The 26,042-nt window shown below is 40.4% G+C and carries 22 protein-coding genes and 1 tRNA gene; 12 read left to right on the forward strand and 11 right to left on the reverse strand.

The window, feature by feature from the left end; genetic code table 11:
• Positions 1-88: 88 nt before the first annotated feature.
• The 5 genes from AC2SLL_RS07170 to AC2SLL_RS07190 all read left to right on the forward strand — a co-directional run bounded on the left by AC2SLL_RS07170 (position 89) and on the right by AC2SLL_RS07190 (position 5,178).
• Positions 89-1,507 carry an FAD-dependent oxidoreductase gene (locus AC2SLL_RS07170; RefSeq protein ID WP_486531002.1) on the forward strand — a complete coding sequence of 473 codons (1,419 nt, stop codon included), beginning with the start codon at positions 89-91 and terminating at the stop codon, positions 1,505-1,507.
• A 481-nt stretch (positions 1,508-1,988) separates the two neighbouring features.
• Positions 1,989-2,591, forward strand: coding sequence for a dual specificity protein phosphatase family protein (locus AC2SLL_RS07175; RefSeq protein WP_486531003.1), 603 nt, complete (start codon positions 1,989-1,991; stop codon positions 2,589-2,591).
• A 259-nt stretch (positions 2,592-2,850) separates the two neighbouring features.
• Positions 2,851-3,498, forward strand: a complete 648-nt coding sequence (locus tag AC2SLL_RS07180) for a carbonic anhydrase (protein ID WP_486531004.1) — start codon at positions 2,851-2,853, stop codon at positions 3,496-3,498.
• A gap of 37 nt (positions 3,499-3,535) precedes the next feature.
• Positions 3,536-4,081, forward strand: a complete 546-nt coding sequence (gene gloA / locus AC2SLL_RS07185; RefSeq protein WP_486531005.1) for a lactoylglutathione lyase — start codon at positions 3,536-3,538, stop codon at positions 4,079-4,081.
• A gap of 170 nt (positions 4,082-4,251) precedes the next feature.
• Positions 4,252-5,178, forward strand: a complete 927-nt coding sequence (locus AC2SLL_RS07190; RefSeq protein ID WP_486531006.1) for a mechanosensitive ion channel family protein — start codon at positions 4,252-4,254, stop codon at positions 5,176-5,178.
• A 338-nt stretch (positions 5,179-5,516) separates the two neighbouring features.
• Here AC2SLL_RS07190 and AC2SLL_RS07195 read toward each other — a convergent pair whose 3' ends face one another.
• From AC2SLL_RS07195 to ribA, 3 genes are all read right to left on the reverse strand, one after another.
• Positions 5,517-5,978 carry a c-type cytochrome gene (locus AC2SLL_RS07195; RefSeq protein ID WP_486531007.1) on the reverse strand — a complete coding sequence of 154 codons (462 nt, stop codon included), beginning with the start codon at positions 5,976-5,978 and terminating at the stop codon, positions 5,517-5,519.
• A gap of 256 nt (positions 5,979-6,234) precedes the next feature.
• On the reverse strand, positions 6,235-7,218 hold the full coding sequence (gene hemF, locus AC2SLL_RS07200) for an oxygen-dependent coproporphyrinogen oxidase (protein ID WP_486531008.1): 984 nt from the start codon (positions 7,216-7,218) through the stop codon (positions 6,235-6,237).
• Positions 7,219-7,295: 77 nt separating this feature from the next.
• A complete protein-coding gene (gene ribA / locus AC2SLL_RS07205; protein ID WP_486531009.1) occupies positions 7,296-7,964 on the reverse strand; it encodes a GTP cyclohydrolase II in 669 nt (222 codons plus the stop codon).
• Positions 7,965-8,499: 535 nt separating this feature from the next.
• On the opposite strand from ribA, the gene dxs reads away from it, so the two are divergent.
• Together dxs and AC2SLL_RS07215 are read left to right on the forward strand one after the other, a co-directional pair.
• Entirely contained in the window at positions 8,500-10,599 is a 2,100-nt protein-coding gene (gene dxs, locus AC2SLL_RS07210) for a 1-deoxy-D-xylulose-5-phosphate synthase (protein WP_486531010.1), read from the forward strand.
• Between the two features lie 156 nt (positions 10,600-10,755).
• Complete coding sequence (locus tag AC2SLL_RS07215) at positions 10,756-11,589, forward strand: inositol monophosphatase family protein (RefSeq protein WP_486531011.1); 834 nt, start codon at positions 10,756-10,758, stop codon at positions 11,587-11,589.
• Between the two features lie 167 nt (positions 11,590-11,756).
• On the opposite strand, the gene AC2SLL_RS07220 is transcribed toward AC2SLL_RS07215, so the two are convergent.
• The 8 genes from AC2SLL_RS07220 to gatC all read right to left on the reverse strand — a co-directional run bounded on the left by AC2SLL_RS07220 (position 11,757) and on the right by gatC (position 19,570).
• Entirely contained in the window at positions 11,757-13,553 is a 1,797-nt protein-coding gene (locus AC2SLL_RS07220) for an acyltransferase family protein (protein ID WP_486531012.1), read from the reverse strand.
• A gap of 306 nt (positions 13,554-13,859) precedes the next feature.
• Positions 13,860-14,780, reverse strand: a complete 921-nt coding sequence (purU, locus tag AC2SLL_RS07225; RefSeq protein ID WP_486531013.1) for a formyltetrahydrofolate deformylase — start codon at positions 14,778-14,780, stop codon at positions 13,860-13,862.
• A 312-nt stretch (positions 14,781-15,092) separates the two neighbouring features.
• Positions 15,093-15,169, reverse strand: a tRNA-Pro gene (locus tag AC2SLL_RS07230).
• A 67-nt stretch (positions 15,170-15,236) separates the two neighbouring features.
• On the reverse strand, positions 15,237-16,742 hold the full coding sequence (gene gatB, locus AC2SLL_RS07235) for an Asp-tRNA(Asn)/Glu-tRNA(Gln) amidotransferase subunit GatB (RefSeq protein ID WP_486531014.1): 1,506 nt from the start codon (positions 16,740-16,742) through the stop codon (positions 15,237-15,239).
• Positions 16,743-16,843: 101 nt separating this feature from the next.
• The gene (locus tag AC2SLL_RS07240; RefSeq protein ID WP_486531015.1) at positions 16,844-17,017 is read right to left on the reverse strand and encodes a hypothetical protein; all 174 of its coding nucleotides are present in this window, start codon (positions 17,015-17,017) and stop codon (positions 16,844-16,846) included.
• A 308-nt stretch (positions 17,018-17,325) separates the two neighbouring features.
• Positions 17,326-17,592 (reverse strand): hypothetical protein, encoded by a 267-nt coding sequence (locus AC2SLL_RS07245; RefSeq protein ID WP_486531016.1) that lies wholly within the window; start codon positions 17,590-17,592, stop codon positions 17,326-17,328.
• A gap of 27 nt (positions 17,593-17,619) precedes the next feature.
• A complete protein-coding gene (gene gatA / locus AC2SLL_RS07250) occupies positions 17,620-19,131 on the reverse strand; it encodes an Asp-tRNA(Asn)/Glu-tRNA(Gln) amidotransferase subunit GatA (RefSeq protein ID WP_486531017.1) in 1,512 nt (503 codons plus the stop codon).
• A 106-nt stretch (positions 19,132-19,237) separates the two neighbouring features.
• Positions 19,238-19,570: an Asp-tRNA(Asn)/Glu-tRNA(Gln) amidotransferase subunit GatC gene (gene gatC, locus AC2SLL_RS07255; protein WP_486531018.1), complete on the reverse strand. Its 333-nt coding sequence runs from the start codon at positions 19,568-19,570 to the stop codon at positions 19,238-19,240.
• A 683-nt stretch (positions 19,571-20,253) separates the two neighbouring features.
• Between gatC and AC2SLL_RS07260 the strand changes: the two genes are divergently transcribed.
• From AC2SLL_RS07260 to AC2SLL_RS07280, 5 genes are all read left to right on the forward strand, one after another.
• On the forward strand, positions 20,254-21,282 hold the full coding sequence (locus tag AC2SLL_RS07260; RefSeq protein WP_486531020.1) for a rod shape-determining protein: 1,029 nt from the start codon (positions 20,254-20,256) through the stop codon (positions 21,280-21,282).
• Positions 21,283-21,310: 28 nt separating this feature from the next.
• Positions 21,311-22,222: a rod shape-determining protein MreC gene (gene mreC / locus AC2SLL_RS07265; RefSeq protein WP_486531021.1), complete on the forward strand. Its 912-nt coding sequence runs from the start codon at positions 21,311-21,313 to the stop codon at positions 22,220-22,222.
• A gap of 70 nt (positions 22,223-22,292) precedes the next feature.
• Positions 22,293-22,772 (forward strand): rod shape-determining protein MreD, encoded by a 480-nt coding sequence (mreD, locus tag AC2SLL_RS07270; RefSeq protein WP_486531022.1) that lies wholly within the window; start codon positions 22,293-22,295, stop codon positions 22,770-22,772.
• Positions 22,773-23,067: 295 nt separating this feature from the next.
• Positions 23,068-23,781 carry a Maf family protein gene (locus AC2SLL_RS07275; protein ID WP_486531023.1) on the forward strand — a complete coding sequence of 238 codons (714 nt, stop codon included), beginning with the start codon at positions 23,068-23,070 and terminating at the stop codon, positions 23,779-23,781.
• A 190-nt stretch (positions 23,782-23,971) separates the two neighbouring features.
• Positions 23,972-25,864, forward strand: a complete 1,893-nt coding sequence (locus AC2SLL_RS07280) for an Rne/Rng family ribonuclease (RefSeq protein WP_486531024.1) — start codon at positions 23,972-23,974, stop codon at positions 25,862-25,864.
• Positions 25,865-26,042 lie beyond the last annotated feature (178 nt).

Below are 26,042 nucleotides of genomic sequence, written 5' to 3' on the forward strand. Positions count from 1 at the left end.
AGGTATTACGAATAATAGACAAGTGCTAAATGCAGATAAGCTCTCGGTTTGTTTTTACGTAATACCCACTTTAGGAGAAAGATACGTAATGAAGCGCATTCATAATGATTTTCAATTTTTGGACGTACCACGTAGTGATCCAGATAAAAAAGACATGGTCACTCGCTCCACTGAGTTTGTGGAGATTTATACACCCTTTGAACCGAAAGAAGCCTCCGAGCAAGCACACCGATGCTTAGAATGTGGTAATCCATATTGTGAATGGAAATGTCCAGTTCATAATTATATCCCTAACTGGTTGAAGTTAGCGACTGAGGGACAAATTTTCCAAGCTGCTGAGCTTTGTCATCGTACGAACACACTCCCTGAAGTTTGTGGACGAGTTTGTCCGCAAGATAGACTTTGTGAAGGTGCCTGTACCTTAAATGATGGATTTGGGGCAGTGACTATTGGTAATGTGGAAAAGTACATCAACGACACAGCCTTTGCACTAGGTTGGCGTCCTGACATGAGTGGCGTTGAGTGGACAGATAAAAAAGTAGCGGTTATTGGGGCAGGTCCAGCGGGTCTTGGTTGTGCCGATATTCTGGTTCGTAGCGGTGTCAAGCCTGTAGTGTTTGATAAGCGCCCAGAGATTGGTGGACTGCTAACCTTCGGCATTCCAGAATTCAAAATGGAAAAGGACGTAATGCGCAATCGTCGTGAGGTGTTTGAAGGTATGGGTATAGAGTTTCGGCTTAATACCGAAATTGGTAATGATGTTTCCATTGAAGAGTTGATGGAAGAGTATGATGCTGTTTTTATGGGCATGGGTACTTATACCTATATGCGTGGTGGTTTTGCAGGTGAAGAGCTAGAAGGTGTTTATGATGCACTGGACTACTTGATTGCAAATGTAAACCGTTGTAATAACTGGGAAGAAAATCCTGAAGAGTACATCGATTTAAAAGATAAGAGAGTAGTAGTACTTGGGGGTGGTGATACCGCTATGGACTGTAACCGTACTGCTATTCGCCAAGGAAGTGAAAAAGTAATTTGCGCTTATCGCCGTGATGAAGAGAACATGCCAGGCTCTGTGAAAGAGGTGCAAAACGCCAAAGAAGAAGGGGTTGAGTTTCTATTCAATCGTCAGCCAACAGAGATTATTGGCTTAAATGGTAAGGTTATTGGTGTTAAAGTTGTGACAACACAGCTTGGTCAGCCGGATAACCGTGGTCGTCGTCGACCTGAGCCTATTCCTAATTCAGAGCAAGTTATTGAGTGTGATGCGGTCATTATGGCATTCGGATTCCGCCCTAGCCCGGCGCAATGGTTTGAAACCATCGATATTGCTATGGATGATTCAGGTAGAGTATTGGCTAAAGAACATCAAGAGTTCAAATTTCAGACACAAAACCCTAAGATTTTTGCAGGAGGCGACATGGTGCGCGGTTCTGACTTGGTGGTTACTGCTATTTGGGAAGGACGTGAAGCTGCAAAAGGTATCTTGGATTATCTTGAGGTTTGATATGCAAGCGATTGATTAAAGTCAGCATCTGTTTTTATCTAAAGTCTGTATAAAACTTAATAGGTCTATATGTGAGTTATATATAGCCCTTACCAGTTTGCTAATTTGTGACTTTTTTGATAAAAAACCCTCGTTATTGAGGGTTTTTTATCTTCTAACTATTACTGTCTATTTTTTTAATGCTAATATCTTCTTGCACAAACTATGCTAGAGTCTAGGTATGCTAAAGTATGGTCAAAATAATTCTCAACAGTTACTCCAGTATCTTTTAACTTTTTTGGTGTACCTGATTTAATCAATAGTGACTATCAGCAGTCCTAATTTTTGAATGTTCAACCAATCCTAATCATTAATGATAATAATTTGTAGTCATTGCAACCCCCGCATCTCGCATATAAATATCTTAAACGTTAATGGGCGGGGCTGACACGCCTAAATTAAATGAGTTATAGAGATTAATACCTTTAAACAAACGTCTAAATTGAATAAGTCGAGTGGTATGATGACGAGCAGTACTGACAATGATAACTCTAATCTACCTGATTGGGCTAAGGCTCTTTACACTCTAGCAAACTTATATCATGTTGATAACAAACTGTATCGTAGTGAACAGTTAGAAGCTCATGAAGCGGTATTACTGACCAAATACCAAATAGATGCCGTTATAAATTTGCGTTTTTTTATTCGTAATCATAATGAAAAACGCTTTGCTTCATTACCTGAGTTGCAAGCAGTAGAGTTTTATAATTATCCGCTGATGCCTTGGTATGTCTCTTATCAGAGTATTGCTGAAATTTTATATCACATTCGTCAGCTTCAAAATCGTGGTAAATCTATTTTAGTTCACTGTTTGCATGGTGCTGATCGTACTGGCATTATTATCGCTATGTATCGGATAGTACTGCAAGGTTGGTCGATTAGTCATGCTAAGGAAGAAATGATTCAGGGAAACTTTGGTTACCATGTTATATGGCGAAACCTTGAAAGTATGCTCAATGAATGTGAAGTAGAAAGAGTGCGCCAAGCGTATTATGAGAAGTATACAATGCACAAAAAAAATGCTCTCAAATCAAAAGCTAATTGAACGAGAGTATTATGAATGTGCAACACTAGATAATGGTATTACCTTTGAATTAGTATGAAATGAATTATTTTGTATTCGAAGTTTTTTTTAGTGATAAGTTCATAAGTTTGGTTTGACTCAATAATTTTAGTTTAAAATTTATAGTATTTAACCATTTAACTATTTAACCATTTAAACAGGGATAAATACTGTTGAATTTGCAGTTATATGAAGCCCAATTTGGTAAGAAACACAAAATCAATATATAAGAGACCTTATTATGTCATTAAACAACAAGTTAGAACGACCGAAAACAGGAAAGGAGGCCTTACAGTGGCTTGTTCGTGGCAACACAAGATACGTCGAGAGCCTGACACAAACGGAACAAAAAGTACAAAATCGTCCAGAGCTGGTTAAGGAGCAAAATCCATTTGCTATTATATTAGGATGTTCTGATGCTAGGGTGCCTGTTGAGATTGTATTTGATCAAGGTTTAGGAGATTTGTTTGTTATTCGAGTAGCGGGTAATATTGTCGCACCGTCTCAAATTGGCTCAGTTGAATTTGCGGTTGAGAAGTTTGGCACCCGTTTGGTGGTGGTTCTTGGTCATTCACATTGCGGAGCGGTCACTGCTTGTGTTGAAGCCCTTATTAATCCTGAGCAAAATTACTCGCCAAATCTACAGTCGATTGTCGATCGTATCCGTCCTAGTGTCTATAACCTACACGAACTTGCGACAGCAACTGGTTTGGATATAGATGCAGATGAGCTCATCAAACGCTCAATTCAAGCTAATACGCGTATGTCAGTCAGTCAGTTAAAGCATGGCTCTCGCTTATTAGAGGATATGAGTAAATCAGGTGACCTGTTAATTGTCGGTGCAGAGTACGATTTGGAAACAGGTAAAGTTGAGTTTCTAAGCACCTAATATTTTTTAAATGACGAGTGTTAATAAGGATTATATTATGACAGCTGAATACACTAATCAACCTGAAAACTCCATCAATCTCGATGGTGTGATGCCTATTGCTGCAAGCACTCAAGGCTTTGTATTTAATCATACGATGTTACGGGTAAAAGACCCTAAAGCTTCGCTTGCTTTTTATACTGGCATATTAGGTATGACGCTATTGAACGTCAAAAAGTTTCCTGAAATGAGCTTTGACCTATATTTCTTAGCTAAACTAACGGAGGATGAGCGCAATAATTTACCTGCTGATGAAGAGTTAGCGATGTATGTATTTCGTCAGCGCGGTATTCTCGAGCTTACCCATAATTATGGCACGGAAGAAAAAGCTGATTTTAGCTATCATGATGGCAATAGTGACCCACAAGGGTTTGGTCATATATGCTTTAGCGTGCAAGATTTACCACAAGCTATAGAATGGTTTGATCAAAATAACGTTGAGTTTAAGAAGCGTCCTGAAGAAGGTAGTATGAAAAACATTGCCTTCATTAAAGATGTGGATGGTTACTGGATTGAAATTGTACAAGCAAATTTAATGGGCTAGGGCTGACCTCGTTTATATTTGATTGAAAACATTAACCTATCAAAATCATCCTAAGACATAAAATGGGTATACCCTTTAAAACTATTAAGTTATAAGAATTTGATTCAGTAAATGTTTATTATGAAGAGTATGCCAAAAGTATGTTCGCATAATAACTGATAAGGAGTGATATGCCAGTAGTATCAGAGCAAGTTAGTGATAAAATAGAGCAATATCAGGGTATTGCCTCCGCCGCTAATGGCATGCTATCTGATTTCTTAGATAGAGTGCCTTATTTAGTAGTTGCGACGATTGTTTTGATTATGTTTTGGTTATTGTCTATAGCTTTTAAAAAAATCGTGACTAAAATACTCTCTAAAAATCGCTCGCATCGAAACTTGGTAAAAGTATTTCAGCGTATGGGCGGTGTGATTATCTTGTTTGTGGGCTTCATGATCGCCATGGTTATTGCTATACCAGGATTTACACCAGCCAAATTAGTCGGGGCATTAGGTATTGGCTCAGTGGCTATTGGTTTTGCATTTAAAGATATATTTCAAAACCTATTATCAGGAATTTTATTATTATTATCCGAGCCTTTTCGAATTGGTGATCAAATTATTTCGGGCGAATATGAGGGTACTGTTGAAGATATTAAGGTGAGAGCTACTACAGTTCGTACGTATGATGGTAGACAAGTTGTTATTCCCAACTCTCAGCTATATACCAGTGCTTTGACAGTAAATACAGCATATAAACGTCGACGCTTGGAAATCACTGTAGGCATTGGTTATGACGATGATATACGCACAGCAAAGCAGGTTATATTGGAAGCGTTAGAGAACACTAAGTCAGTATCAAAACTTGCTGAACCCTCTGTCATTGCCAGTGGGTTTGGAGAGTCAAGTATCGATTTAAAAGTAAGATGGTTTATAGATAACGGCACACAAGCAAATAAAGTAGAGTCTATTCATGAGGCCATTGTAGAAATTAAAGACCATCTCGATAATGCTAATATAAACATTCCGTTCCCTATTCGTACGCTAGATTTTAGTAATGGTTCAGCACAAATATTGGCTGAAAAGGTGTTAAAAAATGGATATAGCCATAATACGTAAAATACGTAATATAAGTCATTTTTAGGCACTTATTGGCATGGTAGGCTTTAGGTAAGCGGTAGTTCTATAATGTTACGCTATTAAATATAGGCGCTTGCGGGCTAATCTAAATTCTATTCTATATAGTGATAGCGGCTTTATATATTATCTGGTTTTTCTAAACCTGAAATCGAGTGAGTATTAATTTGGCTTGAATGATTAAACCTATGTCAAAAAGCCCTGAGTCAAATGAATCAGGGCTTTTCTTATAATGTTATCAAATTAATGTGATAACAACTAAATATAGTCTAAAAACTTTTTACTTAGATCGCTATTTACTTTTTTACTTACTCTATCTTTTACTTCTCTTCGGGAACTTTAAACTCTTCATGACAGGACTTGCACGCATCACCCACTGGGCCAAATGCAGGCATAATATCTTCTAGTGATGTTGCAGATTGTGCTGCCGTGTTAAGTTCAGCAGAGAGCTGTTGGAACTCTTCAGCCTTTGCTTTAAAGCCTTCAGCATTAGACCAAACCGCTTCGGTTGCCTCACCTTTGTCATTTGGATCGCTATAATGTACCCATGGGCTTGCTGCATCCTCCGCTAAGAATTTAGCATTTTCTTGAAATACAGCCAAATCAAATGTGTCAGGCGCTTTGACCATGCCACCCATCAGTCCCATAGCGTCCTTCCAATTTTTCATAATATCTTGGCGTGCTTTAACGGCTTCACTTTCAGAACCCATACCGCCGCTGCAAGCGGTTAACGTCATACCAATCGGTAATAATGTGGCTAGCAATAATGATTTTAATTGCATGGCTATTTCCTTAATAGGTTGATAGTTCTAAGTATTAGATATAAATAAATGATATACCTTACTGTATAATAACAAAGGTTAAGAATAAAGATTAAGGTTTAGTGTATTTGTCGTGTTATCTTTTTACACTAGAATAAACTATAGGATATAATTTTCATTATTATTATTTTCAAAGCGCCAATATGCATTGCGCCACAACATAAAAGGAGGGCGACTGATAAATTAGGGTCTAGGAGTTAGTAGCTTACAAAGCCTATCATCGCATATCTAGCCAATTTCTAGGCTTTAAGTAAAAGTCAGTCAATTCATATTCAGGTGTGCCTTTATTTGGCTCATAGCGATATTGCCAGCCTGCTAATGGTGGCATACTGACTAATATTGATTCGATCCGTCCATTACTCTGTAGACCAAATAAGGTGCCTCGGTCATAGACTAGATTGTATTCCACATAGCGCCCACGGCGATAGAGTTGAAATTGTCTTTGCGCTTCGGTAAAGGGGTGTTTTTTACGTTTTTCAAATATCGGAATAATGCCTTCAAGATAGCCTTTACCGACCGCTTGCATAAACTCAAAGCAGGTTTCAAAATCCCAGCCACGGCTATCAAAGTTAACATCATCGTAGAACAAGCCGCCAATGCCTCGTTGTTCGTCACGGTGGCGTAGATAGAAGTATTCATCACACCATTGCTTAAAGTTATCATAAACGGTATCACCAAATGGCGCACATAAATCATGACATACTTGATGCCAATGAACACAGTCTTCTAGAACAGGGTAAAATGGAGTCAAGTCAAAACCACCACCAAACCACCAGATGGGCTCTTCCCCTTCTTTTTCAGCGACAAACAAGCGCACATTAGCATGGCTAGTTGGGACATGAGGATTACAAGGGTGTACGACTAAAGAGACGCCCATAGCCTGAGCAGAGCGACCTGCTATATCAGGATGGCGTGATGTAGCAGAAGCGGGTAAATCCTTTACTTGAATATGACTGAACATGACGCCTGCTTTTTCAATCACTTGACCATCTGCAAGCACACAAGAACGACCACCACCGCCTTCAGGTCGTTCCCAGTCATCTGCTATAAAAGTAGTTGAACCACCACCGTCAGCTTCTTGAGCTTCTAAAGCGGAACATATATTGGCTTGTAGTGAGATCAAAAAGTCTCGCACTTTTTGAAGGTTATCAGCGATTGGTATTGATGCGGTAAGGTCATCATTTTCAGATGGTAACGTCATAGTCTTCTCGCTTTAAAATAGTTTTCGATATCTAATTTTCTATATCTAAATAGTGTTATTACTTAAGACAGTAATGATTAATCCTCAGCGGGCTTAAAAGCCATATTAGTCGCTTCTTCAGAGAAATAATGCCCCATACGGTCGCGTTTAGTATTTAGATATTTGGCATTTAATGGGTTTAGCCCAACAATCAATGGGATTCGTTCAACCACTTCAAATCCTAAGCCTTCTATATAGCTAATCTTATTAGGGTTATTCGTTAACAAGCGAAGTTTTGCAATACCCACGTAATCCAACATTGGCTTGCACATCTCGTATGTGCGCCCATCGGCAGGTAAGCCCAGCATAAGATTAGCATCTAAGGTGTCATGCCCTTGGTCTTGTAAGGCATAAGCTCGAATTTTATTAGCGAGCCCAATACCACGCCCTTCTTGACGCAGATATAAAATTGCGCCATAGCCCTCAGCCTGTATTAACTGCATGGTGGCATTTAGCTGTGGTCCACAGTCACATCGTAAAGAAGAGAAAGCATCACCTGTTAAACATTCAGAATGAATTCGTACTAAGGGCACTTTGCTATTATCATCTGTAGCCAAAGGTAAGCCGCATGTCAGCATGGTATGTTCTTGACCTTCTTCATTTTCGAAAACATATATATCAAATATACCATGTACCGTAGGTAGTTTGGCTTTACTGATAAAGCGGTAGGGCGACTGTTCTGATGGAGGTATAGATTGATGTGACATGAAAAACCTAAATAAACATAGTCGTGAATAAGTGTGATATTTGTATTTGTATTAACGTCTATATAGGGACGAGGTAGCGTTTTTACCACGACTTGAGCGTAAAACACATAAAATTCACAGATGTGTATTGATGAATAAAGCGTTAAATGAAAAAAAATGCTATTATGCCATACTCTTAGTCTTGATACAGTGTTTGCCAGAGTCGATTACAACCAAAACACTGCATAACTGCATTTTTTAATATGACACATTGTCAGGGTTAAGAAGTTCAAATACAAAGGCTTACTCTAAAGTTTGATGCGAAAAGGTTGATATTATCTTATTGATTTATTTGATAAGTTCTATCCGCTAAGTGGTATGCTACTCGTGCAGACGATGCATGAGCACTTCGTTTATTTAGAAACTTAATCTGTGTCCCATTTGTAGTAAGCGTACTTATTTTATTAGCAATAAATATTCATTCACTTATGCTCCACCTTTTTAGCATTTACTACTGGGTGTCGCTATTTTAAGATTGGTAGGTTCTGTAAGGTTTATGCATCAGTCATCCATCCCAACTAAGCCCGAGTCTGCAATCTCGCAACAGCATCATTCTGCGTCTAAAACCCGCAGCACCGGCTCGTTACCTAATGAGCCCGTAGTTGATAAGTCAACAATGCGTATGTTTACTAACATACCGTCTGTGCGACCAACTACTCCGCTATTAGATAAAATTGATTCTCCAACTGATTTAAAATCACTTAGTCAAGACGAGCTTTGCGTATTAGCGGATGAGCTACGCGAGTTTTTACTATACTCTGCTGGTCAAAGCGGCGGACATTTTGGCGCTAACTTGGGCGTGGTTGAATTGACCATTGCTTTACATTACTTATTAGACACCCCTATCGATAAGCTAGTGTGGGATGTCGGTCATCAAGCATATGCGCATAAAGTGCTTACGGGTCGAAGAGACAGTTTACCCACCATTCGTTCCCGCAGTGGTTTAACAGCATTCCCTGAACGTGCAGAGTCTAAATACGATACCTTTGGTGTGGGACATTCATCGACAGCCATATCTGCTGGGCTTGGTATGAGTTTAGCAATTCGCCATTTAGGTTCAGATGCCAAGGTTGCTTGTGTGGTTGGCGATGGGGCTATGACGGGAGGTATGGCCTTCGAAGCCATGAATGACGCTGTGCAGCAAAATGCTGATCTCTTGGTGGTTCTAAATGACAACGACATGTCAATTTCTTGCTCTATTGGCGGATTTTCAAGGCATCTTGCCATGTTATGGGAGTCTGGATATCAGGTGGATATAACGCCTAATGGCAAACCAAAGTTAACCCATCGTCCTGATATACCATTAGCCAATCGTCGATCACGACACAGTGAAACGCGTGACATTCCGCAAGTTGCAGACAATCTTTTTAAAGCCATTGGCTTTACCTACTTTGGCCCATTTGATGGCCATGATCTGCCTGAGCTATTGCGTGTAATTGAGCGGGCAAAACAAGTCTCTGGACCAGTATTGGTTCATGTTTATACCACTAAAGGTAAAGGTTATGTGCCTGCGGAGGGCGACCCCGTTGGTTATCATGCCATTGGCAAGTTGCCTGTTGACTCTGATAGTACCCCGATAGCTGATGCCTCAGCGCCTGTTAAGCTAAAATATTCGCAAGTTTTTGGCGAATTTATTTGTGATAAGGCTGAGAGCGATAGTAATTTAATGGCCATTACCCCAGCGATGGAAGAAGGCTCAGGTATGACTGAGTTTGCTAGGCAATATCCTAACCAGTTTTATGATGTGGCAATTGCAGAGCAACATGCGGTAACCCTTGCTGGCGGAATGGCGACCCTAGGTGTCAAGCCAGTGGTTGCTATTTACTCAACTTTTTTACAGCGTGGCTATGATCAGCTTATCCATGATGTGGCGTTGCAGGATTTAGATGTTATGTTTGCGATAGACCGAGCTGGTCTAGTCGGCGAAGATGGTGCTACCCATGCTGGGGTATTTGATTTAGCTTATATGCGCTGTGTGCCAAACCTAGTCATCGCTACGCCTAAAGATGAAAATGAATGCTATCATTTATTGAATACTTGTTATGAATATAAAGGGGTTACTGCTGTTCGTTATCCGCGCGGTACAGGGGTTGGTGCACCAATTATTAAGCCGGCACAAATCTTAGATATTGGCAAGGCTGTAGTCGAGTCTGTTTGTAAGACTGGAGAGAGTCTTAACGTTAGCAAAATAGCCTTACTGGCTTTTGGTCCCATAGTCAATACAGTAAAAACCGCTGCAAATGAGCTGATTCAAATTCAATCTCAAAAATCTAATAACTTACCTGACTTTCAGTTCAGCATTGTTAACATGCGCTGGGTAAAACCCCTTGATACCAGCATGATTGATGAGTTAATCCATCAAGGTTATACACAGATTGTCACATTTGAGGAGCATGTTGTTATGGGCGGTGCAGGCAGTGCAGTCAATGAATATGTACTAAATAGCTTACATAACAAGACTAATATACGCATTAAAAATATTGGCATACCCGATAAATTTATCGCTCACGGCAGTCATGATGAACAACTGGCGGAGTGTAGTTTAGATAAAGAGGGCGTTATTACTCAATTAAAGACATTCATCGCTGCTCAATAATTATTTATTTTGTAGCTAATAGTTTATTTAAGCAGGTACAAAAGTTATTTTTGAATCATATTTAACATTAATCTGGGCGTTTTTATAGTTTGAATACCTCGTGAATTTTCGTTTTATTCAATACGTAATATATACCAAAGACTTTATAGGCAAATTATGGAACCAATGGTTGTTATCGCAGCACGTGCTGCTGAAAAAGTAGGCGCAGAGCTCCTTAAAGCACATCAAAATCGTCATAAGATTGAGTTAGATGTCGAATCCAAAGGGCTAGAAGGGTTAGTAACCAAGATTGATCGCTTTAGTGAAGAGCTGACGATTGAGACTTTAAAATTTAACTATCCTAATCACTCATTCTTGGGTGAGGAGTTTGGTCTGCATGAAGGTCAGGGTAGTGATGCCGAGTGGTGCTGGGTAATTGACCCACTGGATGGTACACATAACTTTGTGCATGGTGTGCCACATTTTTGTATCTCAATTGCAGTACAGCATAACGGCGTTACCGAACATGGTGTGATTTATGATCCCATCCGTGACGAGATGTTCTCAGCGAGCCGGGGTAAAGGTGCAAGGCTTAACAATCACCGTATGCAAGTTAGCCAACGTAAAACTATTGAAGGCGGTCTGTTTACCACAGGTCATCCAATAGAACGTCAAGAAGGCGACAAAATTGTGTCTTATGCGAAAGAACATTTTTCTAGCCTACAAAAAATAGCTGAAGAAGGGGGGCAAGTTCGTCGTCTCGGTTCAGCGGCGTTAGACTTAGCCTATGTAGCAGCGGGGCGCTTTGATGGTTATTTTGAGATGAAATTAAAGCCTTGGGACATAGCAGCTGGCGAGTTATTAGTGACGGAAGCACGCGGTGTTGTGGTGGATCACAAAGGTGCGCATAATGCTATGGAAACAGGCTCGATCTTCGCGTGTAACGTTAAACTGTTAAAGCCATTAATGAAGATGGTTGTGCCAACTTGGGGCAATGCGGTTAGAGGTTAAATATCTTATCCCTAACTTAAAAATATGCCAGTAAGCCAGCCATTTAATTTAGTTATTTAATAAGCCGAAACCTATTTAAGAAGCCAGTAAGATAACCTTACGGGCTTCTTTTATTCATGAGCATGTATATTTATATAAGGAGCAGGTTTGGTATTCAGAGAGTAGACTTAATCTTTTATATACTCTAAAACCTCATTAAATAGTGGTTTTAATTTATCTGAACCAGTTAATGATAAATGTAGCTTGTCGTGATAGTAAGCATGACCTTGCTTATCCCTAAGCTCACATTGATTTTCATCACATAATAAAGGCCATGGATCAAAAACTTTAATCCCATTTGCAATGAGCTGATTCTTTTGAGAGCGAGCTTGGTCATAGTTTTCAGGTGTGAAATTGAGGCTATAGTTCTCTTTGTTTTGATAGACAAGTTTAGGTACAGGCTCTTCGAAATATGGAGTAGAAGAAATCCAAACAACATTGAAACCTGCGTCGATTAATTTTTCATTTAATTGACGTTCAAAAACCCCGTCAACATTAGGGCTCCAAAAGTGTAAGATAATCGTTTTTATATTTAGCTTCTTCGTCTCATTAATGATCTTATCAATACTTAAACCCCCTGTCCCTGCCTCATTTGACGCGGTAGTATATATTCTAAAATTATGCTTTTCTGCAACTTCAGCTAATCTGAATTTAAGTGAATCAGCCGTGCTGTCGCCAAGTAATAGGATGGGTTCAGCAGAGCCGTCAAGGCCAGACGTAATCTCACAAGCAAACTTGCCCTCGACATTAAGTTTATCTAACTCTCTTGCAATGCGCCCACATCTAAAAGGGTCTTTATCTTCGTATGATGCCATAATGTTTAACTCCATATCAGAGTGCTTTATTTTTGCTAAGGGAGTCGAAAGCATGACTAATAGGATAGTACCTGTCACAGTAATTGCTATAGTTTTGAATTGCACGTTCCAGCGATTTTTGTCAAATATGATATATAAAAGGGACGAGAAGATAGCGATTAATACAATAATGAAAAATGTGTCACTCATACCGTTAGGTTTGAGAGTAGTCCCACTTAAAGGTTCGTATAGAAAAAGAACAATAACTGGAAAGTGAGCCAGATAAATTGAATAAGACCAATCTCCTAACTTAGCAAGCAATCGCCCCACAGGACTGTTCATCATTGAGCTTGGTAATCCATACGCTAATATCAACACTGTCATAATGGTAGTTAACAGTGTGACAAGGCCTGGATGTCCTAGTATGACACTATAGTTTTTAATATTAATCGGGTAAAAGAGAACTAAAAACGTTAAAACAACTAATGATATGAGACCTATTAACGGTTTTTTATTTAAAATAGTGCCTTTGTTAGTGAATATATAAGCAACAAAAGCCCCTGCTAAGAATTGCCATACTCTAAAAGGGGTTAGAAAAAAAGACGTTTTGGTATTCATCACTAGAGAAATAGCAACGGCACTTAATAAAGAGCCAATAAGTATCAATGGAATAGACCACTTACTTTTAGAGTAGAGCCAAAAAAGAAACGGGACAATGATATAAAACTGTATTTCAACGCCTAAACTCCATAAGTGAAGCAAAGGATTAAAAAATTTGGGGCTAAAGTAGGAGCTTTGAGTCCAAAAACCGATATTAGAGGAAAATACTGAAGCCCATAAGCTCTGTGTGACTACCTGCGAGTGATCCGCAGCAAGCGTTATTAGGGCTGATGCGACAAGAGTAAAAACGATGGTTGCAAAATATGCTGGAAGTAGTCGGCTTGCACGGCGCTTATAAAAATGAGCGACTTGACCTTTTTGATATAGAATAGCCATTAAAAAGCCGCTGATCACAAAAAAGATATCAACACCTAAAAAACCATTGCGGAACAAGCTGAATTCGAGATGATATAAAACCACCACTAAAACTGCGATTCCTCGCATTATTTGGATATCAATTCTATGTTGCACAGCCACCTCTCATACTTACCTCTCATAATAGGCGTCACGTTATGGTTTAAGAATATATAGTTAAAGTAATGCTAAAAGGTTACTTTGTTAGTCTTGCTAGCTTTACAACCGTACTCTCTTTACTCGGTTGCCTTGTAACCATTTTGACTACTTCAGCTATAATCAGGCAGGATGAAAAGCTTAAGGAAGACAATAGAGTTGGTAGGATATATTAGTAACAATATCGTATTGGAAAAGCGAAGTGTAAAAGATGGATGGCGTTAATAGATAAACCAGTGGTACCTATCAAATTTTACTTGGTATTTTTTAACTAAACACTACCGTCTTATTACCGGACACAATCACTCGGTTTTGTACATGCCAATTAACCGCGCGTGCCAATACATTACGCTCGACATCTCGGCCAATTGCACGCAGTTCAGTGACCCCTTGACGGTGGGTGACTCGGTGTACATCTTGCTCGATTATAGGGCCTTGGTCTAAATCAGCGGTCACATAATGAGCCGTGGCTCCAATCAGTTTTACCCCTTTATCAAAGGCCTGTCGATAGGGATCAGCACCAACGAACGCTGGTAAGAAAGAGTGATGAATATTGATGATCTTCATCGGCCAGCGATTAACAAAGTCTTCGGACAAAATCTGCATGTAGCGGGCTAGCACCAACAAATCATTACCTGCCATAATGTGATGAATTTCTGCCTCAGCGTCTGCTTTATTGTCTTTATTAACGGCCACATGATGAAACGGGATGCCAAAGTTTTCAACTGCCTGACGTAAGTCATTATGGTTACTCACCACGCATGTAATATCACAGTCTAATAATCCACGTTGATGACGCCACAATAGATCCAGCAATGCATGATCAAACTTAGACACCAAAATACCGACTTTGGTTTTGATGGCATTGTCATGTAGTCGCCAGTCCATATCATAACGCTTAGCAACCGTATGGGCAAAGCTGGCTTCAAAGTTATCAATGATTTCACTCAGCCCTGCTAATGCAAACTCTAGACGCATAAAGTATTGACCGCCTTCATGTGCCGTAGAGTATTGATCTAGAGTAATGATATTTGCGCCATAACGATGTATAAATTCTGACACAGCTTGCACGATACCCGCTTTATCTCGGCATTTAATGAGTAGGGTAGCGGTATCCGTTTTAATAGCATTCTCAGGATTTGAGGTTGTATTTGTCGCTGTTTGGATTGATTGTGACTTGTTTGACATATCGACCTTAGTTTCTAATAAACTTTATATAGTCAGCGAACTACTAAACGGTTACAGTGTTAACCTCGTTGAGCCTACTCCCGTATTACTTGCTACTTTCACTCGGTTGCCTTGTAACCATTTTTAGACTTCTTTGACTATAACAGGTTGTTTTTATAATATTAGTCGCTCATTTTATATTAAAAATGAGATCGAGACAGTAAAAACATCTTAGTCAAGTGAATGAAATCCGTCTGTGCAACGCATAAAAAAAAGCAACGCATAAAAAAAGCCAGCAATCCTAAACTAGGATGACTGACTTCTTAAAATATTTGGTCGGAACGGCAGGATTTGAACCTGCGACCACTACACCCCCAGTGTAGTGCGCTACCAGACTGCGCTACGCCCCGATGGATTGACTATTTTACGGATTATTGGGAATATTGCAAGTCCTAATGCCAATATCGCATCTAAAAACTACCCCAACAATTCTTTCAAAATCTCATTGACCTGTTTAGGATTTGCCTTACCACGGCTTGCCTTCATCACCTGACCGACCAGACCATTAAAGGCCTTCTCCTTACCGCCTTTATACTCATCGACCATCGCCTGATTATTGGCAATCACTTCCTCAACCATCGCTTTTATTGCGCCAGTATCGGTCTCTTGCTTCAGGCCTTTAGCTTCAATAATTTTATCGGCCGCATCATCACCGTCACCACCTTCGCCCTCATACATGGCAGTAAACACCTTCTTAGCCAACTTACCAGATAAGGTATTGTCATTTAGACGTTTCAACAATCCCGCCAACTGACCCTCACTAATAGGGGAGTCAATGATGGTTTTATCATCTTTATTCAATGCCCCTAACAGCTCACCCATCATCCAGTTAGCAGTTAGTTTGGCATGCTCAGTACCGACAGACTCAAGCACCGTTTCAAAATAATCCGCAAGCTCTCGGCTATCGGTTAACACACGGGCATCATATTCTGACAAGCCAAGCGCTTTCTCAAAGCGCTCACGACGTACCACAGGCAACTCAGGCATTTTTGCACGTATTGCATCGACTGTTGCTTGCTCAATACGTACAGGCAACAGATCAGGATCAGGGAAATAGCGATAATCGTCCGCATCTTCCTTAGTCCGCATAATACGGGTTTCGTCCATTTCTGGATCGTACAACATCGTCGCCTGAATGATTGAACCACCGTCTTCAAGAATATCAATTTGACGGTCAATCTCACGATTTATCGCATTTTCAATATTACGGAACGAATTTAAGTTTTTCAACTCAGTACGTGTACCAAACTCATCCCCCGGCTTGCGTACAGACACATTACAATCACAGCGGAACGAGCCTTCCGCCATAATCGCATCAGAGATATCTAGCCACGTGACCAGTTGATGAATCGCCTTAATATAAGCCACCGCTTCTTTTGAAGAGCGCATATCAGGCTCAGACACAATCTCAATAAGTGGCGTCCCCGCACGGTTCAAATCCACACCAGTCATACCCGCAACCGCATCATGCACTGATTTGCCCGCATCTTCTTCTAAATGTCCACGTGTGATGCCAATACGTTTTTTATATTCGTCTTTTTCGCCCTCATTAACGATCACATCAATGTAGCCTTTACCCACGATTGGGTTTGCCATTTGGGTGATTTGATAGCCTTTTGGCAGATCAGGATAAAAGTAATTTTTACGGTCAAACGTATTGAGTAACCCAAGCTCTGCATTCACCCCAATACCGAATTTCAAAGCACGCTCAATAAGCCCTTCATTCAATACTGGCAACACACCAGGCAAGCCCAAATCAACAATATTCGCTTGCGTATTTGGCTCATTACCAAACTTCGTTGGCGAGCTGGAAAAGATTTTACTGTCCGTGTTCAACTGGCAATGAATCTCAATACCGATGACCACTTCATAGCCATCGACCAACAACTCTTTACGCGTTTCTATCTCTCGAAATTCGTTCATACCTTTTCCCATCACATAGAATATTAAACATTAAAACTTATTATTAAAATCTGTCTCTCTATTTATAACTGTATCTCTATCAAAACTGTGTTTATTAAAACCTATAACTGGAGCCAATCCTGCTTTTCGCTACTATCTGTACGTTTGCATGAGGCGATGGCTAAGGTTTGGTAAGTCTCTTGCTTCGCGTAGCCTTCCCAAACCAAGCCATCGCAGCTCATGCAACCGCACAGTATATCCGCTTCAATCAGGGCTAAAACGCTCTTGCAATTCACATTCGCGGTTCTTAACCCATCCCATCACTGTGTTGGGTCTCGTTCCTCGACACCAACCTACATACTCACAAAATTATACAAGGGTAGGAGAGTTGCGTAGCGTGGGTGCAACGCAGTGAAACCCACGTATTAACAGAATAAGTCGTGGGTTATCACCCACGCTACTCTCTAAACCGTATCCCGAGCCACATACGTATGTACGATATTTTCATATCTAATCTAATTTAGATCAAAGTCCCCCTTTCCCAAAGGGGGATTTAGGGGTTTTATTTTAAAAACGATCTAATTTAAGTCAATAAATACAAATTTTAAAAATCTCTACCCGTGTTATCTTTCCATTGTTGTTGGCGTTGTTGATACTCTTTACTACTCCAGTCCTGAGGATTGCGTGCTCTAGGGCGAGGTGGGGTGTTCGTATTATCAAGGTTATGTGGATCAGATGGGTCATAGTGAGCTGGTATGCCCCACTTATTGATCTTATTTGTAGCCGCATAATTCGGCTGTGGTTTTTCAGTTAAGCTAGCGCAGCCGCTCAGTGCTAGCAAAGATAATACTACTAATGGAGAGTAGCGCATGATAGTTCCTTAATTTATAGTTTTAAACTAAACCTTAGTTTGAGCCACACCCGACAACTTCGTATGATAGTCTGTATGTTGTTGGAACATATGCGCCGTTGATAACAATTTACTATCGTCCCAATGGTTACCAATCAACTGCAAACCGACAGGTAAGCCTGCTTTCGTAAACCCAGCAGGCATACTAATCGCAGGCAGACCCGCTAAGTTAACACCAATGGTATAGACGTCACCTAGATACATCGCGACAGGGTCAAGAGCTTCACCCAGCTTATAAGCTGCAGTCGGTGCTGTCGGACTAGCAATGAAGTCACAACTGGCAAATGCTTTGTCGAAGTCATCCAGTATTACACGGCGTACCTTTTGCGCTTTGGTATAGTATGCATCAAAATAACCGGCAGATAGGGCGTAAGTCCCCATTAAAATACGGCGTTGTACTTCATCTCCAAAGCCTTCAGAGCGAGAGCGAGTATACAAGTCCGCTAAGTCTTTTGGATTCTCACAGCGATAGCCAAAGCGTACCCCATCAAAGCGAGAGAGGTTTGATGACGCTTCAGCAGGCGCTAACATATAGTAGGTTGCTAGGGTAATTTTGGGGTCTGTAATATGTACTTCTACGATAGTCGCCCCTAAGTCTTCATAGTGTTTCAGTGCTGCCCGAACTTTAGATTCGACCTCAGCATCCAATCCTTCACCGAAGTATTCTTTAGCCACACCGATGCGTAATCCTGCAAAAGGCTTGTCAGCATCGGCTTGTTGAGCTGCGGCATGCATCTCTTGAACATAATTTGGCACAGGGCGTTTAATTGACGTGGCATCACGCTTATCATGTCCTGCCATAGGCTGTAATAGATAGGCACAGTCCTCAGCACTACGCCCAAAGGTACCCGCTTGATCTAAACTCGACGCATAAGCAATCATTCCGAAGCGAGACACACGTCCATAAGTAGGTTTTATGCCCGTTAGACCACAGAACGAAGCAGGCTGGCGGATAGAACCGCCTGTATCACTACCTGTCGCAAAGGGCACAAACCCTGCTGCAACTGCTGCTGCTGAACCCCCTGAGGAGCCACCAGGGACATGATCAGTATTCCACGGGTTATGGACGGCGCCATAATATGAGCTTTCATTATCTGAGCCCATCGCGAACTCATCCATGTTCAATTTACCCAGACATACTGCCCCTGCTTCACGGATATTAGCAACAATGGTCGCGTCATAAGGCGAGACAAAGTTATGAAGCATCTTTGAACCACTGGTAGTCAATAAGCCCTTGGTACAGAATAAATCTTTATGGGCCATGGGTATGCCGAGTAAGGGCGCACTAGTTGCACCATCGCTATTTGAACGACGTTTCTCATCTGCAGCTTTAGCAGCCTTTTTAGCTCCCTCAACATCAACTGTAATAAAGCTATTAATCTTCTTATCAAAATTTTCAATACGATTTAAAAAATGTTCAGTTAACTCAATACTACTGAATTGTTGACTTTGTAAGCCATCAGCAAGCTGGGCAATGGATAAATGATGTAGGTCAGACATAGTGGCGTCCATGTAGTCGGTTTAAGATTGATTTTATTGATATTGATTCATTAATAATGCGCAAGTTACTGTCAACAAGTACCGGGCAATAAAGGCCAGGCCTAGTCTAGTCCATAACTTGAGGTACCAGATACAGCCCCTGTTCAACGGCAGGCGCAATAGATTGGTTAAGCTCACGGTCAATATCCGGGTTTGGCACATCTGCACGTAGCTCTTGAGCGGCTTCATGAATATTGGATAAGGGGGTCAAACTTTCCGTGTCAACGCTTGCGATGGTTTTCATCATTTGTAAAATTTTATCAATATCTTCAGCATAGCCCTGAGCGGCTTGTTCATCTACCGCAAGACGAGATAATTTAGCAACCTCTAAAATATCATCGGTACTAATTTTATCTTCACGAATATCATTTAAAGGGGACTGTGAGCTGATAGTTGTCATAAATGTTGTGATCCTTTTATAAAATTAACCTAAGGGTGGGTTGAGTATTCGTGTACAGTGCTCTCCTTGAGGACGGCAAAGCAGTACTAATTTGCGAATGTTAAAAATGCCCTAATTAGATCTTAAGTTTGTACATTATAAAGCAACTAAGGGTTATTTTCAGTGTCATCTATGTCAGATGTATAGTAATTTTTGGATAGCAACTTCTTAAGCGTAGCTTTTAGATAATAACTTCTTGATAGCAACTTCAGTTAGATACAGCTGAAAATAAAAATATCTATTAATTTTTAGTAAATAGAGTCAGTTTTGAGTATCTAAACACGCTTTAGTAAGGTTTCTGACATGAGATGTTGCAAATTAGTGACGTTTAGTTGGTTAAAAACCATATATTCACATGATTTATCAGTTATTAAAGGCTATAATTTGCAACATTCTAAGTTTTCTATAAAAAAACTTCTATTTTCCCTTGTCGTCATACTTAACTTTGGTTAAAGTGTTTGTTTATTTTGACTCGGCAATATTGTTCGATTTCTTAGCAGATCTTAGCAGAAAGGCTAAGTGGCTTATAATTTGATTATTGACTAGATTTGAATTTGAGTCTTTATTTGCCGACCAAACACCTTAGCCTAATACATAAACATTTACGGCACTCCTCAATTCGCAATACGCTGGAAATACGATACATGAACCCGTTCGGATTTTTATCTAATAACATCGCCATAGATCTTGGCACCGCTAATACATTAATTTATGCCCCTGGAAAAGGTGTCGTGCTTGATGAACCTACTGTGGTGGCATTACGTAGTAACCGCACCCAGAACCCTACTGTTGCGGCTGTTGGTATTGATGCCAAGCAAATGCTTGGGCGCACGCCTGACAACATTACTGCTATTCGTCCCTTAAAAGATGGCGTCATCGCAGATTTTGAAGTGACTCAAAAGATGCTTAAGCACTTTATTGCTAAAGTGAACGCCAAGCGTTTTTTAGCGCAGCCTAATATTGTGGTTGGCGTACCCTGTAAATCTACGCTTGTTGAACGCAGAGCTATCCGTGAAGCAGTATCCTCGGCTGGCGCTAATAAAGTTTATTTATTAGAAGAGCCGATGGCAGCAGCGATTGGTGCGGGCTTGCCTGTACACGAAGCGAGTGGCTCAATGGTCGTTGATATAGGGGGTGGCACCACTGAAATTGCCGTAATCTCACTGTCTGGATGTGTCTATGCAGACTCTATCCGTATCGGCGGTGATATCTTTGATGAGGCAATTATTACTCATGTACGCCGCAATCATGGATGCGTGATTGGTGAGACTACCGCTGAGCGTATTAAACAGCATGTCGGTTCTGCTATTGATGAAGATGCCAAGCTTGAAGTTGAAGTTCGGGGTCGTAGTATGGCGGAAGGGGTGCCCAAAACCCTAACCGTGACCTCGGAAGAAGTTCAAAAGGCATTAAGTGATCCTCTAAGTGGCATTGTCAGCGCTGTTAAGACAGCACTTGAACAAACGCCTCCAGAGTTATCATCGGACATTGCAGAGCGAGGCATTGTGTTGACTGGTGGTGGCGCATTATTACGTAATTTAGATAAGCTTTTGTCAAAAGAGACGGGATTACCTGTGACCGTGGCAGAAGATCCTTTAACGTGTGTCAGCCGTGGTGGTGGTGCAGCTTTGGCATTTATAAATAATAAAAGCCTAAATATGATTTTTGTTTAGGCGTTAAGATTAAGTCAGTGTATTTAATATGTCTATAAGCATTTTTGCCCAACAAAGTTTATCACTACGCAAAACGGTAGCTGTATTACTGGTTGCCATGGTTCTTATGCTTTTAGACAGCAAGAATCCAGACTGGTTTATGCCGGTTCGTGATGCAGGTCATGCTGCCATGCAACCTATTTACCAGTTTTCTATATTACCAAGCTTTGTTAGTCATTGGTCAGATGGTACGATGGTAAGCAAGGAGGCGTTGCGTCGTGAAAATGTGCAGCTACATGCCCAACTGTTACACGCTCAAGCCAAGCTACAGCAACAAGACTATATCTTAGCTCAAAATGCTCGTTTGCAGGGCATTTTGTCAACCACCAAGCCTGACCAGTTTGATTTAAACTTGGCGCAAGTTATTGGTACTGATACCAACCCTTTAAAACAAATCGTTGTTATCAATAAAGGTAGGGATGACGGGGTTCAGGTAGGGCAGGCCGCCATTGATGAAAATGGTATTTTAGGTCAAATTATAAACGTATATCCAAACACTAGCCGTTTATTATTGATTACTGATGAATTGCAATCAGTCTCGGTTATTGTTAAGCGCACAGGCCAGCGAGCGATTGTATCTGGACAAGGCTCGAACAAATCGCTAAGACTGGACCATATATTTAAAACATCCGATATCCGAATTGGCGATGAGCTTATATCGTCTGGTTTGGGTGGTCGCTTCCCAGCTGGATATCGAGTAGGGCGAGTATCCTACATTAACCCTGTACAAAAAGACAACTTCATGAATATTGAGGTAGTGCCAGCAGCTAATTTTATTGATAGCTCATATGTATTGTTAATGCAAGATAAAGAAGATGCGCCACAATATACTGATGACAGCTACACTAAGTCATTACAATTTACGGCATTGCCAAAGATTTCTACTACCCCTAGTCAATAATCCTGTCATTTATTCCCAAATTACTCTTGCAGTATTTTCTCCATTTTTCGCAACCGGATCTATAGGTAGTATGATTGATACCCCGTTAAGTCCAGCAGCCAGTCTTTTCGTTGTAGTAACAAGCTTTGTTATAGCCTCTATTTTTAATATTTATCCCATGAGCTTAGGTGCTTCTAGCTTGCGTCCAATGGCACTTATAATGGTGCTTGTCTTTTGGTTGATACATAAACCTAGAAACGTTGGTGTGGGGGTGGCCTTTACTGTGGGTATCATTGCTGACTTATTATTAGATACACGATTGGGTCAACAGGGTTGTGCCGCCGTAATTATGGCGTTTTCAATACGATTTATTTGTATTTACTTACGTGATTTAAGCTTGCCAATTGCTTGGCTGGTTGCAAGCAGTGCTTTAGTTATTTTCCAACTAACTTTATGGGTAGTTCAGTACATTACACAAAACATTTTTATTAGTCATAGTATTTTAGGTTTGGTAATAAGCATTATAACTTGGCCAATCGTCTATTTTGCGCTAATACGAGTATCTAAGTAGGTAGCAAAAAAGCAGAAAATTAGAGCTCATATGTATTGACGCCATATATCTAGAGATTTTATTGTGAATGGTAATGACCTCTTTTTATACAGCTTTAAAATCTTCTTTATAAAGCTATACACTCTCGTTTACTTCGAAACTATTTCAAATGGCTTCTTATTAAATAGCTCCTTATTAAATAGCTCCTTAAAACCTTATTAAGACGTTTCTTATAAATACTTATTTGTTAAGTACTATATTTTAAAACCTAAAAATCTTCTAAAATTTAAAATCTGCCAAATTAATTATATTAACTATGACAAACATTGTAGACATTAATCCAAAAAACAAGCATGATGAAAGCCTCGATGGCGAACCTCTACCCATTATTTTGGCGTCTACTTCGCCAAGGCGAAAGAAACTTTTAGCCTCTGCTGATGTCGATTTTGAAGCGATGAGTGTGGATATTGATGAGAGCGTAGGTCAACATGAGTCTCCGCAAGACTATATTCAGCGAATGGTTCAATGTAAAGCTATTGCAGCGTGCAATCAGCTGATTAAAGATCAATTAGTCGCCTCGGGTTACCCAAAGTTAGTTATTACTGCTGATACCATTGGCGTATTACCAGATGGCGTTTCTATTTTGGTAAAGCCAATAGATAAAGCAGATGCTATTAGAATGTGGACGAAAATGTCAGGTAAAAGTCACTCAGTATGGACAGCGGTGCAGCTTAGCTTAGTAAACGCCTCTGGTAACATAATCCATACTCAAATAATATTAGAAAGAACAACAGTGGAATTTGTTCGGTTAACAAGTCGCCAAATGGAGACCTATTGGTCAAGTGGCGAGCCACAGGACAAAGCAGGGGGGTATGCTATTCAAGGCAAAGGCGCTGCCTGGGTTAGCCGTATCAACGGCAGTTACACAAATGTTGTGGGTTTACCCCTGGCGCAGACGTTAATGGCAATCGACTCCATTAAACACAAAGCCAATCAGCACACAATGGGTGTATACTCAGATCAAGTCTAACTACTCAGCGTTGCTATCCATACGCTAAACTATGTCCAAACATTCTGTTTTAGTCACACCCTTATCCCCTAAACTCGATTGCCTTATATCGAAGTCATAAATAAGCAGCGGCTAAGCGGCTATATATGAATTCTATACAGTCCCTAAATTCACTATAATAAATCATCTAAAAATATCAAATAGGTTTGCTATGTCAGAAGAGTTACTCATCAATGTCAGTCCAATGGAATCCCGTGTCGCTGTATTAAATAATGGCGTTGTTAGTGAGGTATATATTGAGCGGCATAATAAGTTAGGTTTAGTAGGCAATATATATTTGGGAACTGTGGTGCGTGTATTGCCTGGTATGCAAGCAGCATTTGTCGAGATTGGACAGTCACGCACCGCTTTTTTACATGTTAACGATATGCGCCGCATACCGAGAGCAGCGCCCACATTTACGGGTACTCCAGAAATGCGTCGTAAGCCAAAACCTCAGCAACCGACCATATTGACCAGTATGAATGTGGATAATCCAGATTATTTGTCCAGCTCAAACCTGCACAGCCAAACCAAAACTCTAGAAACTGAGCCAAGCCCATCTCATTTTAATCTTCTTGTTGAAAGGGATACAGATACTGTTACCGATGCTAGCCAGATTAGCGATAATAAAAGTTTAGAACCGTTTGTAAATAACGTCATGAAGTCAGATATTGAAACCAATGGTATGCGCGAGAAACAATCAGCACTTGCGAATGAGGCTGATAATTTAGATACTGATATTTTGGAAAATGATCGCCCGGATATAGTGGGTAACGCCATTACACAAGTAGAGAATAATCCGCTACATGAAAGACAGGTCAGTGAGCCACCTCGTCATGAATTAATTCAGTACCGGTTACAGGAAGGTCAAAAAGTATTAGTACAAGTAACTAAAGACCAACTAGGCACGAAAGGCGCACGCTTAACCACCAATATCTCCTTGCCTTCTCGCTATCTCGTATATTTACCCTCTAGCGAGCACATTGGCATCTCTCAACGTATAGATAATGAAGAAGAGCGACATAGATTAAAAACTGAATTGGCGCATTTAATGCAGGCGGTTAATTTGCAAGGGGGGCTTATTGCACGTACAGCAGCTGAGCGAGTACCAGTGCCGAAATTAGAAGAGGATATTTATTATTTGGTGCAACTGTGGCGCACTATTCAAGCACGTAAAGAAGAGTCGATTGGTAGTGGACAAGCCTCTGTCCTTATCTATCAAGAATTATCCTTACCGCTTAGATCCATACGGGACTTAGTCCACCCAGACACCGAAAAAGTCATTGTCGATCATGAAGGGATGTACAATGAAGTACGTCGTTTTGCTAAAGAGTTTGTGCCGTTTATTCACACACGCATTATCCCCTATACTGGTGATCAACCGCTATTTGATGTTCATCGCGTTGAAGAAGATCTTAAAGACGCCTTAAAACGTCGGGTAGATTTAAAATCTGGCGGTTATCTGATCATTGATCAAACAGAGGCCATGACAACCATAGATGTCAACACGGGTTCTTTTGTTGGTGGTCGCTCTCTTGAAGATACCGTATACAAAACAAATTTAGAAGCCACGCATGCGATTGCGCATCAATTAAGATTACGTAATTTAGGTGGCATCATCATACTAGATTTTATTGATATGCTTGAGCAAGAGCATAAAGATGATGTGCTTGAAAATTTGCAAGCTCAACTGGCTCAGGATTATGCTAAGACGAAAATTACCCAAGTAAGCGAACTTGGCCTAATTGAGATGACGCGTAAACGAACTCGAGAGTCTTTAGAACAACAACTTTGCGAGCCTTGCAAAACTTGCCAAGGCAAAGGGTTTGTCAAAACAGCAGAGACTGTTTGCTTTGAGATTTTTAGAGAGCTTATGCGCTGTGCTCGAACGTATAACACGCCTAAAAAGTTCACGGTTGTTGCCCATGCAGCAGTCATTGATTTATTACTATCCTCAGAAGCTGACACAGTGGCTGACCTTGAATATTTAGTAGGTAAAGTAATTACATTTGAAGTGGAAAACCTTTACACACAGGAGCAGTACGATATTGTTTTAGATTAGTTGATGTTTGAGATAATAGGTTTATTACAGCCTTTTGTACATACAGAATCGAGAATGCCATTAATTGAGAGTATTGTTAACTTTAAATGCCATTCAATCTAAGCACTATTTGATTGAAGGATATTGATGTTTTTCTCTTGATTGCTCAACAAAAAATAAAATGTATCATTGATAGTTC

This window comes from Psychrobacter sp. CX97, assembly GCF_057396285.1.